Genomic DNA, 14870 nt, shown 5'->3' with positions numbered 1-14870 from the left:
TCTTTTTATAGAAAAAGAGATCCGCTCCCATTCGAAACAGGGAGCTAATGGATCTCGTTATACGTTCAAAACGTGTCCTCCATCGAAGAAGTAGAGTGCACGTCCCTTCACATTGGTTTTCGTTATTTGTTCTACAGCTTTTGTGTATAACTCGATTTGAGTTTCGTACCGTTTTTTAAGAATAGGAGCCGCCCCCTCAAATCCGTGCTGGAATTTCCCTTCGATTCGGTCCGTTTTGTAATCCAGCAAGTAAAGCCCTTCATCAGTCTCATACAGACAGTCAATAATCCCTTGCACCAATATAGGCTCATCTTTAGATTCAGTGTCCAGAAACGCATCTTGTGCTGAAAGCGCCATGCTAAACGGCACTTCGCGGTTAATCCATTTTGCGCCGATCAGCTTTTCGCCGATTTCAGTATGGAAAAATTGCACGATTTCCTCTAGGTCAATAACGGCTTGCTGGTCTTCGGTGAGCAGCTCTTTTTCATAAAGACGTTTGACAATACATTCCGCTTCCTCTTTTGACGGTACATGTGTAAGCGGGATATGCTGCATAACGGTGTGCATCGCCGTTCCTTTTTCAGCCGCAGTCAGCCCTTTTTTCATCATAAACGCAGGGCGCCTGTACAACATGTTTCCGTCAGCTGGTCTGATAAGAGAGCGGCCGCTGTATTCGTCCTCGTATTCTTTCTTTCTCTTGATCTCGGAAACAGACTGCTTCGTGCGAATTTTTGTCACGTCGTGATAAGGGTATCGCCATGACAGGCGTTGCCGAGCTTGTTCTTCGAATTCAAACGAACCGGACACAGGCTCACCGCGGCGGATGGCGTCAAGACGGCCGCTCTTTTCCTCTTGTCTTTCTTCCAGATCATCATCCAATAAATCTTGGGCGCTGACCATTTGGATGTTAAACCGGGCAGGGTGTTCTGATATGTCAGCTTGACTCGCAAGCCCTTGTAAAGCATCTGTCCCCATGTCTCTGTGACGAATCAATGCGGGACCGATGAAATCCAAATACGTTTTCGCCTGATACCGCTCAAAATCCGGGAGAAGCCAGTCTGGCTGAGACGCTGAAGCCTGCCATTTGGCCAGCTGCTTCTCACGATTCTTGCAGGAGCCGACAAGAAACAGCTTTTCCTTCGCTCTTGTTAAAGCCACGTATAGCACACGCAGCTCTTCTGACAGCAGCTCCCGGCGCATTTTTTTCTTCATGGCGATGAGCGGAAGTGTCGGATAGCTGATGCGCCATTCGGGGTGAATAAACTTTGTGCCGAAACCAAGCTCTTTGTCCAGCAGATATGATTTATTCAAATCCATCATATTAAAATTCCGTCCAAGTCCCGCAGCGAATACGACAGGGAATTCAAGCCCCTTGCTGCTGTGAATCGTCATCAGGCGGACCACGTCCTCCTGCTCGCTGAGCGCTCTCGCTGTCCCGAGGTCATCGCCCCGTTCCTGCATACGTTCTATAAACCGCAAGAAACGAAATAAACCGCGAAATGCCGTCGATTCATACTGGCGGGACCGGTCATAGAGAACGCGCAAATTGGCCTGCCGCTGTTTTCCGCCCGGCATACCGCCGACATAGTCCATATATTTGCTGTCACGATAAACTTCCCATATCAGCTCGGAAACTGAATGGTTTTTCGAAAAAGAGCGCCATTTTTGCAAAAGCTCAAAAAACGTGTTCAGCTTTTGATATAGCTCGTCATTTCGGTCCCCGCCTGAAAGATAGTCCTTCATCGCTTCATAGAAAGGCGCTTTTTTATTATGCATCCGAATGAGCGAAAGTTCATTTTCATCTGCGCCGACAATCGGCGAGCGCAGCACGGAAGCGAGAGGAATATCTTGGTACGGATTATCAATCACTTTTAAAGCGGAAATCGCAACAGACACCTCGACCGCTTCAAAATAGCCTGATGTCAAATTGGCATAGACGGGTATGCCTTGAGCTTTCAGTTCTTCCATGATTTGCGGCGCCCACGGCATGGAACGCAGTAAAATCACGATATCGCGGTAGCGGATATTGCTGTGTGTTTTCGATTTTCCATCATAGACTTTGTAAGGAGAGGATACGAGCTTTCGAATCTGCTTTGCAATCGCTTTTGCTTCAAGCTGAACGGTTTCGAGCTCTTCTGTTTCTTCACTCGCCTCTTTTTCCTCCGCTCTGTCAATCAGCAACAGCTCCGTTTCAGTCTGGTCATTCGGAGGGTAAGAGGCTCCTAGCTTCAATTCCGCCTGCTCATCATAATCAACCTCGCCGACCTTGCCGCCCATGAGCTGCTTAAACAGAAAGTTCGTGCTGTCTAAAATATCCGCCCGGCTTCGAAAGTTTTTGTTCAAATCAATTTTCCGGCCTGTCCCCTCTCCCGTTTCGGTAAATCGTTTATATTTAGAAAGGAAAAGAAGCGGTTCGGCAAGCCTGAATCGGTAGATGGACTGTTTGACGTCCCCTACCATAAACAAGTTTCCTGAAGCTTCAGGCCCGCTTGTGACAAGCTGCAGGATGGCTTCCTGCACAAGATTCGTATCTTGATATTCGTCAACCAGCACCTCTTGGAACTGCTCTTGATAGTAAGCCGCCGCCTCACTCGGCTTGCGCTCCCCCGACTCATTCACGGCTGTCAGGATAGACAAGCAGTAATGCTCCAAGTCAGAGAAATCAATAATTGATTTCTCTTGTTTGGCGGCTTCAAACCGTTTTCCGTAGCTGATGACAAGCTGGACGAGCGTTTCAATCACAGGCTTCATATCCGACAGGCTCTTCAGATGCTGCTCGGGGCTTCTTGTGAAATAATCCGTTTTTAGTTTTTCCAGCAGTTTTTTCGCGCCGTTCCGTAAATCCGTCGCTTCTTCTGTGAGCGCCTGGTCAAATTCATCTCCTTTGACCGCTTTGGCACGCTTAAAGGAGACTGCGGGAACCCGCTTGTATAATTCAGTGAAATCCGCCGAATGTGCGATCAGATCCTCTGTCTGTGCAAGATCATCCAGAAAATTATCAGCGCGCGGCGCAGGGCCGCCCGGCACTTTTGTCAGCTCAAGCGCCCGCTGAAGCTTCTCTTTCACAGCACTCAGCACCATCGCAATGTCTTCTTTCATATATGGATAAAACGGCAGTTCTTCAATCGTACTTTTTTCTGAGGCATCGTAAAGATGAACGAAACCTTCCAGCCACGTTTTTGGATCGGGATGGGAACGGGAAAACTCATACACCCGTTTCACGAGGTGCTGAAGGTCTAAGTCGTGCCGGTCTGTCGTATACCGGTCCACCAGTTCGAAAAACGCTTTTTCACCCTTCGCGTATTCGTCTTCAAACAGTTCATCAAGGACCTCGTCCCCGAGCAGCTCGCCTTCTGTCTGATCGGCAATCCGAAAGCCCGGATCAAGATCAATGAGATAATAATATTTTCTGAGCACCTGCAAGCAGAACGAATGAAGGGTTGAAATGCTGGCCCGGTTCAACAGTGACAGCTGCCGCCTGATATGAAGAGAGCCGGGACGTTTCACGAGCTCTTTTTCCAAAGCCTCCGCGATCCGGTGCTTCATTTCAGCCGCAGATGCGTTCGTAAATGTCACGACCAAAAGACGGTCCACATCTATCGGATTTTCCTCCGCGGTAATTTTTCGGATCATTCTCTCAACAAGCACAGCGGTTTTTCCCGATCCAGCGGCCGCTGCAACGAGAATATCCTGTCCGGATGAGACAATGGCGTTCCACTGGTCATCTGTCCAGGTGCTGTCTGCCGGTTTAGGAATTTGCATCGCCATCTCCCTCCTTTTTCAGCCAATCTAATATGGTATGATCTTTTTCCGCTTTCAGCGTGCGATATTCGTTTTCTTCCAATGATTCATCGAACTGGCATACTGATTTGAATGAGCAGTATGTGCAGGGTGTTTTATCTTTCAGCTTATACGGCTCAATCGACACACACCCGTCGGTGATTTGTTCGCCGGCCTCCTGAAAGGTCCGCCGCACGTGCTGTGTCAGCAGATGAAATTCCTCTTCTCCGACCGCCGCTGAATCAGACCTTAATGAACCGTCTTTTTTAAGCCCGGCATTAATGATATTTGACCTTCCCTCTTGGAGCGTCGTATCCATTAATCGAATCGCTTCCTGATCGCCGAGCAGCAGGCCTTTCATCTTAAATTTCTTAAAAATTTCCTGCTCTATTTCATCAAGCCCGAGCGGAACGCTGGCTTGAATCATCGGGTCGTGAATATGGAAATAAAGAACGCCGGCCGGTGTAGCCTTCATGCCGAGCCAATCTGCCGAATACGTAATGGATAAATCAAGGTACGTGAGCATTTGCAGAGCAAGGCCGTAGTATACCTCTGACAAATCAAGACCCTTGTCGCTGGATTTATAATCCACTATTCTCAGCAGCAGCCCTTTTGAACTTTCCGCTTTATCCACGCGGTCAATGCGTCCGACAAGCTCCATCGTGCAGCCGTTTTTTAATGTGAATGTAAGAGGCGGCAGCGGGCCTTTCCCGCCAAAACCAAGCTCAAGCCCAACCGGTGCAAACCCGCTCGCCTTCGCATGCTCGCTTAAAATGCCGGACACGCGCGCCACAATTTTTTGCAGCTTTTCCTTGACATAATAATGTCTGTTTGAGCTAAGCAGAATTTCTTTTTGGAGCTTCGGCGCGAGCCGCTCCACCGCCTCGTAAGAGAACTTGTTACATTGGTCTTTTGTTAAATCGCGCCAATCCAGCTTTTGTTCACGAAGCCGGTCTGAAATCAGCTTCAGACTGGAATGGAACAGCTGTCCGATATCCGGCGCTTCCAGCTTGAAAAATTGCCGTTCTTTCAGATGTAAGCCGTGGGACGCAAAATGGGAGAACGGACAAGCGTTAAAGGTCTCCATTCTGGACACACTTCCATGAATATGCTCGCCGTACAGCTGTCTCGATACAGCGCGTTCAAGCGGTTTGACTTCATTTCTGAAAAACAGGCTGGAGAAAAGTTTTTTCGAGTTCAGCCTGTCCGGTTCATTCATCAATACATTATACGTGCTCCACCATACATCACTGATGTCATACTCCCTTAACCACAACCTGAATTGGCTTGCCGTATACGATTGCGCCACGCTTTTATTGACGAGATACAAGAGCTGTTCGCAGTCGCTGACCTGTTCCGGTTCATTGGTCAAAAGCCTTTCCTGATGCTCCGGAAACAGTTCTGTAAGCCGTTTGACCAAAATTGACGGCAAAAGCGTTTTACCTTCGGCGTCTGCGATCGGGTAGGATACATAAAGGCGGTCAGATGGACTGGAAAGCGCCATATATATGAGAAAGTGCTCATCAAGCAGACGTTCGCGCCCTCCGGATGACAGCTCGACTCCAATGGTTTTCAGCCATTCCCTGTCGTCATCAGACAGCACCCCGTCATCCTCAGGCCGCGCCGGAAGTACGCCGTCGTTCGCACCGATAACAAAGGTGCAGCGTGTACCGTACATTCTCGATAAATCCATATTGCCGACAAAGACTTGATCGAGTGCAGGCGGAATCAGAGCGAATTTTAACGATTCCGCACCCGTCTCCATCATTTGCTGAAAAAGAGACAGCGAAATTTCGTCTTCGCCCATCATTTCCACAAATTCCTCGAGAAGCTGTATGACAGCGTCCCAAGCCTGATTATGCTGCTGCGCTTCGATAATTCTCCCGTCCTCTTCCGCGCGCTGTCTTTCTTGGTCCAGCTTTAACGGAATATCCGTTTCTTCTAAATAAAGATAAAGAGCCTCCGCCATGTCTTGGACCGTCTTTGCTTGTTTCATCCGTTTTTGAAGACGGAAAAGCGGCGGAACAATCCAGTCTTTTGTGTCATTCAGCATGTTTTCCATTTCAATCTCTTGATCTGTTTGCGCAAAATCATCATCCAGTGAAACAAACCGCCTGTAAACAAAACGGTCGCCTCTCGTCCATCGGTCGCCTTTAATTCCGTAAGCGATACAATAGTTTTCCAGTTGATCGACCTGCTCCCTTATGATGTTCTTCGGACGGTCAAGCGGGAATAGCAGTTCGGTTTTCACACAGCGAAACACCGCTTCATATCTCCAATTTCCCTTTATGACATCAAGGCTTGAACGGATAAACTCAACAAGCGGATGGTTCAGCATGGATGCCTTTCCATCTATAAAGTAAGGAATTTCATAATCTGCAAATACTTCTTTAACCATATCCTTATAATCTTCCAGCTGGCGGGCGAGAATTGCCATATCCTTGTAGCGTAATCCCTTATCTCTTACAAGAGCATGAATTTCACGGGCAATTCCTTCCAGCTCTGTCCGCCTGTTCGCAGCCTGCATCACGGTAAAGGCTTCTTGCTTTTCCAAAAACGGAACAGCCGGGCGCGCGTCATACATTGCTTCTAAATGGGCAAGCTCCGGTGTTTGCTGATATCGTTTCGTCTCGGTCAGTTCTCTGTTTGTGATGTCCAAATGAAGCTCCGAAGCTGCTTGATGGAGCTGATAATATGTTTTGCCTGTCATTCTGAACAGATCCAGCTCATCAGGCGCCTGCACATGTGACGGCTTGTCCGCCGTCAGTGAAAACGTCACATGCTCAGCCTGTGCCATAAGCTGCGTAAGCACTCTGAATTCCTGCGGAGTAAACTGATAAAAGCCGTCTACATAGACATGCGCCCCTTTCAAATCTTCCGCATACGGGATCTGTTCCGCCAGCAGCGTTAAATAATCCTCTGAATGAAGATACTGGTTTTCAAGGCTCTTTTCCATCTGCTGATATAAAATATACAAATCATGCAGCTTATCGGTTAACACCCGCTCGCCGCGATAGTCTGTGGCAGTTCCGCTTTCAATCATGCGGCGGATATCTTCAGGCTCAAGGCAGTACCGTTTAAATTCCGTCAGCATCCGTTCTACCTGTTCGGTAAACCCGCTTTTGTCACTCGCTTTTTGATAGACTTTAAACTCCTGTTTATGCTCTTCAATGAGCTTTCTCAAAAGCATTTGGATTCCCGTGCTGGTGACAAACGGCCGGTTCATTCCGCCCGTATGCTGCAGGACACGCCAGGCCAAACGTGAAAAGCTGAACACTTGAGCGCGTATCATTCCGCCTATACCAGGCGTTTTAGCAAGCTCATATTCCATTAAAAACGTCATTTGATCCGGGACTAGAAAAATGATCGGTTTCCCGAATGGATTCCGGCGCAGCTCATCTTGAATGCTGTCTATGATCAGCTTCGTTTTTCCACTCCCGGATCTGCCTACTAAAAACTCTGCTCCCAAATTAGAAGTCCCCTCTCTTGTAATCTTTCTATATTTTATCGAATGTTGACGAAAATGACCAATCTGATCTATTGGTAAAAACGGCCTTTTCATGTCCAATTCCGGGAAAAACCGCTTCCGCCTTCACATAAAACAATCAGCACATATCACTAAAGCGGTCATATACTTTAATGACAGCCCAACTCTAAGAGCAGAGGTGAATCCCTTGCATTACGGCTATTATCCATATCCGCAGCAGCTTCGTGAAGATCCCGTTTTAATTAAGAATTTGGAAAAGGCCATTAACGGAGAATACAGTGCAGTTCAATATTATCGCAAGCTCTCCCAATTAGCGCACCGGGAGGAAGTAAGAAAACAAATTGAGGAAATCAGAAAAGATGAACTTCGCCATCTCCGCGCCTTCTCCTCACTGTATTCATCCATTACCGGAAAACAAATCATGCCTAAACAAACGGAAGATTGTCCCGACTCATTCGCGAGAGGGCTTGACGCAGCCTTTAAGGATGAACAGAAAACCGTTGATTTTTATTTACGCACCGCGGAGGAAACCACAAACCTAAAGGCAAAAGGCACTTTTACCCGCGCTGCACGAGATGAACAAAACCATGCCGTCTGGTTTTTGTATTACATGGTAACCCTTTAGCCTATATACCCGTTTTGGGTATATATACATAAGTTTGTTTTCATTCTATGTTTCGGGAAATGGTTCAGCATACAATGTTTTTAGAGGTATGTATGATGACACAACATGCAGAAGCTTGCCTTGAGGCGTGCGTGAGCTGTATCGAAGCCTTTAACACCTGTTTCAGCCGCTGCCTGAAAGAGCAAGCCCATCACGACTTAAGCGGCTGTATCCGGCTGGACAGAGAATGCGCCGACATATGCGAGTTGGCTGTAAAAGCGATGCAAACAGACAGCCCGTTTATGAAGCAAATTTGCGCCCTCTGCGCCGATGTGTGTGAAGCTTGCGGCACAGAATGTCAAAAGCATGATCATGACCATTGCCAAGCGTGTGCGAAGTCTTGCTTTGCCTGTGCTGAGCAATGCCGAAGCATGGCAGCGTCTTAAAAGACGGAGAGGGTTCAATAATAGAACCCTCTTTTTTATTTGGACAGCCACACGGAGTACAAATCAATCCACCCCTCTTCATCAAGCATCAGGCCTTTCACATTCTCACTTGATGTCACCTGCAGCACATTTTGATACAGCGGGATCGCATTGAACTCCTGTATAAGCTGACGGTCAATGTCCTGCAGCATATGGATTCTCGAACAGCGGTCAGACATTGAAAATATCCGTACTGTCATTCCTGAGCATATCTGTTCCAGCTTTTCAGATAGATGCTGACACAAAAAACTGTTCTCCGACAGCAGCAAATGCATAAAACCAAACTCACTGTCTTGATAAAACGTCGCACTGTCATGAATGATATCCGCCATCTGCACGATTTCGTGCCGGCGCAGATCAGCAGAATCACAGAATTGAAGTGTAAGCCTGATGCCATGTTGGGCGCAAACATTTTGAATCCACTCGGCATCCTCACGATGATCTGTTTCCGAAAAGGTATACAGCACCAGCGTTTCTCCCTTATATCCGCTTTGCTTCAGCAATTCAGAAGGTGAAACGCCTCCCCAATCAAAAGGACTCGAATGCAAAAAAGACGTAACCGGGGTTCTGCGGTGCCCTCCCGCTTCACGAACGAGCCGTTCAGAGGAAATCAGCAGGCGGAGCGCTTTTCTAAAGCTTCTATGCTGCAGAGGCCCCTTCTTTTTCAGATTGAGTGACAAATACTGAACATGTCGCTCATCAAAAACAGTTTGCTGCTCAGAAAATGTTTGTTTTTCTTGAATGGTAAAACCGTTCATCTCTCCGGCTTGTTCAGAAAAGACAAACTCAACGCGATCCAAAAAGGGCCGTCCCTTGAAGTAGCGCTCATTGGCTTCAAGCACAAGGATCTGCTCGCAATGCTGATTCACCCGAAAAGGCCCTGTTCCATTGATCCCGCTTCCCTGTTCCGCTGGCAGAATGGACAGCCGTTCATCACAAAGAACATACGGCAAAAGCTCATTCGGCTTATCAAGTATGATCTCCACACAATAAGGGCCATTTTCTAAGACTTGTTTCACTCCGTGTAACAGCCATTTATACGGGTTGTCAGCCTGTGTCAAAAAGCGCTGAAACGTAAACGCAACATCCCGCGCTGTCAGCGGCTGTCCATTATGAAAAGACACACCCTTTCGAAGAAAAAATCTCCATCGTTTTTTCCCGTCCTCTTCCCATCCATGTATCAAATGAGACTTCGGCTCCTGCACAGCCGGATCAAACGTGAGCAATGTATCAAATATCTGCTTGACGAAATGCCCCTCAGACCGCAAAAATATTTGGCACGGGTCCAAACTGCTGACAGATTCAGGGGTGATGAACAGCCGGAGAACATCCTTTTCTCCATTCCCGCCGGTCTCTGTCACAAAACCGAATACCTCAGAAATCCACATACCATATTCGTTTTGAAGCCCCGGAAACGCGGACTGATACTGCTGAAGCAGCTCCTTTGCCTTTTTAAGCTTTCCAGCCATTGTATATTCCTTGGCAGTTTGAAGAAGCAGTTCCTCAGGCTGGCGAAGAAATGCGATTTTGGATTTGCGGCCGCGCCCTGCCCCGCTTTCCCGTATGATCCAATTCTTATTCTCCAGCTTATGTAATATGAGCTTTGCATTTCTTACTGTACAAAATAAACAGTCAGCAACTTCAGTGAGCGTCATTTCGTTCATTTGTCCATATGCAGCGCGTCCTGTTTTTACAAGTGCCACGTAGTGCTCAATCAGCTTCAATCCCCGCACCTCCCGACAAAAGGGGAATCTTTTTCTCTTATTGTCTTCACTTTTTGGGCCGCCGCCCCTTCTATACACTACTACTATATCAAACAGCGAAAGGCGGCGATCACATGTTGACCAGCTTTCAAGCTATAAAATCGAGATATACCGCTCCAGTTTGGCTCCGCTTTATCGGCGAAATGCTGACAAGCCTGACAGGTGCAATGATGGGTCCTTTTATGGTGCTGTACCTGCATGAACAATTAAACGGCAGTGTCATGATTCCGATGCTTATTATCAGCCTTCAACCATTTGCTGATATTTGCCTGACACTCGTTGCAGGACGGGTAACGGACCAGCTCGGGCGGCGCACAGCGATTCTGATCGCATTGCTGCTGCAATCAGCGGCCATGACGGGGTTTGTGTTTGCCGATCATGCGTATGTTTTTGCCATTCTCTACGCCATGAATGGCATCGGGAGATCGTTGTACATACCTGCTTCCCGTGCCCAAATCGCCGAAAGCACGCCGGAAAGCAGACGTTCGGAAGTGTTTGCGGTTATCAATTCGATCTATTCGGCTGGCCTGACGGCAGGGCCACTATTGGGGATGCTGCTGTACAATCATAACCCCGTGTGGATATTCACTTTAGATGCTGCGGCATTGTTCATCTACTTTCTGATCGCTGCACTGAAACTGCCAGAAACAAAGCCGCTAAAGTCAGCTGTAACATCGGAAATATCCGAGAGCTTTACGATATACAGGCCTGTACTGCTTCTGTTGCTGCTTTCTCTCCCCATCAGCATGTTATACGCGCAAACAGAAACAACATACAGGCTGTTCAGCAAAAACATGTTTTCTGATTATCTATCCATGCTGACCATCTACTCGGCTGCAAAAGCTTTATTCAGCTTTATTCTCCAAGTTCCTCTTGTAAAAGGGACAGAAAAGCTTTCAATGAAAACGATCCTTTTCTTTACTTATATCTGCTACTCACTTGCGGCTGCCGGCTTTGCATGCTCAACCTCCCTGACAATGCTTTTAGTGACGGCAGCGGTGATGACAGTTGGCGAAAGTATTGGACTAACTCACATCCAGACCTTCATTTCGAAATTGGCACCGCCTCATCTGCTCGGCCGGTTTTATGCGGTATACGGCCTACATTGGGATATATCCCGCTCAATCGGACCACTGGCAGGCGGGCTGATCCTGACATCGTTTGGCGGAGAAGTGATTTTTTACGCCCTTGCCGTGTGTTTGCTGGCAGCGGGTTTATCCCTGACTTACACAATAGAGAAGCTCGAACACAAGGTCATAAGAAAAATGAATGGCTAATAGAAAATAATTCATAATTTCTTTATCAATGAAAATATACTATAGTAATAATACATTCACTACGTGAACAATTGGAGTGTTACGTGTAAAGGAAGAAGGGTTTTCATTGAAGAAAGACAAAAATCTCCTTACAGATATTTGGTTTATCGCCATCAGTGCAGCAGGGGGGTTTATTCTTTCGTTAACCGGGATGTCAATCGGATGGATGATCGGCACGCTGCTTGTCAGCTGCTGTCTCGCCATGCTCCGCCCGTCATGGCTGATGATGGCACCCGACCAAAAAGGCATTAACAAACGCTGGCTCGCTCTCGGACAAATGATCCTCGGGATAGAGTTAGGACAAAAACTAAACTTGTCCGTCCTCTCAGTTTTAAAAGACCACTGGCTTTCAGTGGGAATTATGCTGATATTGTCCATACTTCTCGCCATGCTGTCCGGTTATGTGCTTTGGCGTTTCAGTAAAACGGATATGATGACAAGTTTTGTAGGCACGGCGCCCGGCGGACTTTCCGCTATGCCCAGCATCGCTCAGGAAGTCGGCGCAAACACCGCCATCGTAAGTCTTGTGCAAATGATGCGGGTGCTTCTCGTCGTTTTGTCCATTCCTTTTCTTGTGATCTTTTTATATGCAAAACAAGGCAGCGCAGCGGTTGATGCCCAGCATACGATTTCAAGCGCAACAGTGGAATTAGGCCTTGGGCCGGTGCTATGGACCGGATGTTTGGCACTCATCGCGTGGGGCGCGTGTAAAGCGGCTAAATGGCTGAAATTCCCCGCTCCGTGGCTGCTCGGCAGCATGCTCGGCGTTGCGGCCGTCCAAATCGGCGGGGCCTCTGTGACAGGACATGACATGCTCGCGTGGTGGCCTTCGCAGGCAAACCATGTGTCACAAATCTTTCTCGGCGCAACAATCGGCTCTAAAATGTACAGAAGTATGTTTGCAGGTGTGACGCGTATCCTTTTCGTCGCCTTGGTTTCGTCAATCGGTTTAATCGCAGCCATGCTGTTAAGCGCCGCTATTGTTTCCAAGCTGACTGGAATCTCTTTGATCACGTCTGTTCTTGCTTTTGCGCCAGGCGGAATAGCTGAGATGGCAACAACTTCCGTCACCCTGCACGCAGATTCCACCTTTGTTGTGGCGGTTCAGGTGATTCGGGTGATCCTCGTCATCGCCATGCTTCCGCCGTTCTATCGGCTGCTGCACCACCTTCATGATGGAAAGAAGGAAACGGAAAGCTCCTATAACGCGAGCTGATCATAACGGCAGAAAAAAACACGCACAGTGGCTGCGTGTTTTTTTTCTGATTTAAAGATCTTGGATTACATGATCAATCGTATCCGACGCAGGATACCAATTTGTCACCAGATCCCGAAAAAGCCTTTCCGCAAACAAAATCTCTTCATCGGTATATCGGTCAAAAAATGAGATGAAACGCTGTTCAATTTTTTGATGATAGTATTGATGCAAGCCGTGCAGCTTCTTCCCGGCCGGTGTCAGCCGGAAATATACTTCCTTCTTATTATCACTGAGCTGTGTCCTGCGAAGAAAATCCGCTTTGAGCAGTTTTGAGCTGATGCGGGATACCGTGGCTTTTGTGGTATTCATTTTATCTGCAATAGAGGTGACATTGATCGGCTCATGCTCCCCAATACAAGACAGAACGTGGATTTCCGTCATTGTCAATTGGGGCTTTTGGCTGCTTCCATGATCCAGTTTCTTCATCTCGTCAGATAAGAATGTTTTGATAATGCCTTCCCATTTCTCCTGCTGATGAATCAGCTCAGTATATAACTCAAAAATGGCGCGTTTGGCTTGCTCTTGATTTAATTGATCCATACGTCTCTTCCATCCTTTTCATTCGTTTGTTTCTTTTACTATAACGTTTTGTTACAGATGAAACAATCGAATTCATGTTACACTCAGCAGCCAGCCGAACACCAGCGGCTGATACCTGCTTGAATGGCAGCGGAACAATCGGGGTCTGATGCATCGACCGCCCAAGCGACGTGGCCATCCGGACGTATCAATGCAGTATGGACGCCGCACCATTGTTCACGTGGTTCAGCGAAGGAGGCGAAAACGGTCTGAAACACGTCGGACCGGGACTCATGACCAGCTTCCTGCCGCAGCGACAGCAGAACATATTTCCCTGATCGCAGGAAATTGTAAAGCTGCTCGGATTTACCGTCAGGAAGGACCAGTTCTACATTCGACAGCCTCGTTCCATTGAGGACATGAGCCGGCATCTTTTGATCAGCCTTATAATACACATCAAGAGCAGATATTTGTCCCGCAATATATTGGTTGACCTCAGGAAATGCCAGTATATTTGACATCATACTTCGCAAATGGAGTCCGGCCGGCGTGAAATCCAAGAGGCGTGTCTGCACTTCCGTGTTCGACAGAAGATCTTCAGCAACAGGATGCCGTTCAGCATGATAGCTGTCCAGCAGCCATGACGGCGCAGAGCCGTTGATGTCCGCCGCCAGCTTCCACCCCAGATTCATGGCATCCTGAAGGCCGACATTCAAACCTTGCCCTCCCGCAGGAAAATGGATGTGAGCCGCATCCCCCGCAAGAAATACCCTTCCGTTCCGATACTGTTTTGCCTGGCGGGCGGCATTCCCGAATCGAGACGTCCACACAGAATCGGTCAGGCCAAAATCAGTTCCGCAAATACGCATGAGGTCTGCTTTCAATTCCTCTTCTGTAACAGGTACATCCTTCGGCGTCTGAGCACGATAAGGGCTGGCAACCACTACCCGATAAAGCTTCGGAGAAAGAGGAACAATCATGGCTCCCCCCTGTTTTGTACAAAGGGAAAGAACGCCTGATGCCGGTGGAGAAAGCAGCTTGACATCTCCAAGAGCTGCCGTCACCGTACTGTCCGTTCCGATAAATTCAATTCCCGCCTGCTTTCGGACAATGCTTCCCGCTCCGTCAGCACCCGCGACAAACAAACTTCGCAGAGTACGCACAGTGCCATCATGCTCCCTCACGATCGTTTGAGCCATTTCCCCATTTTGGGTAACGGCCAGCGCTTCCGCTCCGCGAAAAATATCCACGCCCAAACCGCGCGCATATTCCTCCAGCAGCTGTCCAGTCATCGCCTGAGGGAGCAGCAGGGTATAATTAGTGCTTGTATCCAAACCGGAAAAATCAAGACGGGTATCGAGCATAGAAAAATGCCCTGAAGATATTTTTTTCCCTTGTGATGCAAAACGATTCAGCAATCCCCTCATCTCAAGAAGCTCAAGCGTGCGGGGATGAAGCGTCAGTGCCCTGGAATGCGGGACAGGCTGCTCAAGACGCTCAATCACACATGTCTTCACGCCTGCCAAAGCAAGTTCCGAAGCCAGCATAAATCCGACCGGCCCGCCTCCGATAATGACTGTCTGGTAATCCATATTCACCACTCCTTTTTTATTACGAGGGAAACAAAAACAAAAGAATATCATCCATGAACCTTAATT

General features: G+C 47.9%; 9 protein-coding genes. 4 read left to right on the top strand and 5 right to left on the bottom strand.

Annotated features, from left to right (window positions below):
• Positions 1-57: 57 nt before the first annotated feature.
• Complete coding sequence (gene addA / locus AAHT65_RS12605) at positions 58-3762, bottom strand: helicase-exonuclease AddAB subunit AddA (protein ID WP_343310306.1); 3705 nt, start codon at positions 3760-3762, stop codon at positions 58-60.
• Positions 3749-7249, bottom strand: a complete 3501-nt coding sequence (gene addB / locus AAHT65_RS12600; RefSeq protein ID WP_343310305.1) for a helicase-exonuclease AddAB subunit AddB — start codon at positions 7247-7249, stop codon at positions 3749-3751. The genes addA and addB overlap by 14 nt, the downstream gene beginning before the upstream one ends.
• Positions 7250-7454: 205 nt before the next feature.
• Here addB and AAHT65_RS12595 point away from each other — a divergent pair, with 205 nt between their 5' ends.
• Both AAHT65_RS12595 and AAHT65_RS12590 read left to right on the top strand, forming a co-directional pair.
• Entirely contained in the window at positions 7455-7892 is a 438-nt protein-coding gene (locus tag AAHT65_RS12595; RefSeq protein WP_003327683.1) for a ferritin family protein, read from the top strand.
• Positions 7893-7987: 95 nt separating this feature from the next.
• Complete coding sequence (locus tag AAHT65_RS12590) at positions 7988-8317, top strand: four-helix bundle copper-binding protein (RefSeq protein WP_106359801.1); 330 nt, start codon at positions 7988-7990, stop codon at positions 8315-8317.
• 35 nt (positions 8318-8352) lie between these two features.
• Here the strand turns inward: AAHT65_RS12590 and AAHT65_RS12585 are convergent, their stop codons facing one another.
• On the bottom strand, positions 8353-10080 hold the full coding sequence (locus tag AAHT65_RS12585) for an SgrR family transcriptional regulator (protein ID WP_106359802.1): 1728 nt from the start codon (positions 10078-10080) through the stop codon (positions 8353-8355).
• A gap of 113 nt (positions 10081-10193) precedes the next feature.
• Between AAHT65_RS12585 and AAHT65_RS12580 the strand changes: the two genes are divergently transcribed.
• Positions 10194-11396 (top strand): MDR family MFS transporter, encoded by a 1203-nt coding sequence (locus AAHT65_RS12580; protein ID WP_151291002.1) that lies wholly within the window; start codon positions 10194-10196, stop codon positions 11394-11396.
• A gap of 106 nt (positions 11397-11502) precedes the next feature.
• Positions 11503-12651: an AbrB family transcriptional regulator gene (locus AAHT65_RS12575; protein WP_315916698.1), complete on the top strand. Its 1149-nt coding sequence runs from the start codon at positions 11503-11505 to the stop codon at positions 12649-12651.
• Between the two features lie 51 nt (positions 12652-12702).
• Here the strand turns inward: AAHT65_RS12575 and AAHT65_RS12570 are convergent, their stop codons facing one another.
• Positions 12703-13233, bottom strand: coding sequence for a MarR family transcriptional regulator (locus AAHT65_RS12570; protein WP_003327686.1), 531 nt, complete (start codon positions 13231-13233; stop codon positions 12703-12705).
• Positions 13234-13316: 83 nt separating this feature from the next.
• Positions 13317-14804 (bottom strand): monooxygenase, encoded by a 1488-nt coding sequence (locus AAHT65_RS12565; RefSeq protein WP_390841211.1) that lies wholly within the window; start codon positions 14802-14804, stop codon positions 13317-13319.
• Positions 14805-14870 lie beyond the last annotated feature (66 nt).

Source organism: Bacillus atrophaeus, from assembly GCF_039519175.1.
GTDB lineage: Bacteria > Bacillota > Bacilli > Bacillales > Bacillaceae > Bacillus > Bacillus atrophaeus.
Note: the sequence above shows the minus strand (reverse complement) of the source record. Positions and strands in the feature narration are given on the sequence as shown.

Excerpts from the sequence above, each read along its gene's own strand:
- addA (WP_343310306.1), bottom strand. The coding sequence starts at position 3,762 with ATGCAAATTCCTAAACCGGCAGACAGCACCTGGACAGATGACCAGTGG.
- AAHT65_RS12590 (WP_106359801.1), top strand. The coding sequence starts at position 7,988 with ATGACACAACATGCAGAAGCTTGCCTTGAGGCGTGCGTGAGCTGTATC.
- AAHT65_RS12580 (WP_151291002.1), top strand. The coding sequence starts at position 10,194 with ATGTTGACCAGCTTTCAAGCTATAAAATCGAGATATACCGCTCCAGTT.
- AAHT65_RS12570 (WP_003327686.1), bottom strand. The coding sequence starts at position 13,233 with ATGGATCAATTAAATCAAGAGCAAGCCAAACGCGCCATTTTTGAGTTA.
- AAHT65_RS12565 (WP_390841211.1), bottom strand. The coding sequence starts at position 14,804 with ATGGATTACCAGACAGTCATTATCGGAGGCGGGCCGGTCGGATTTATG.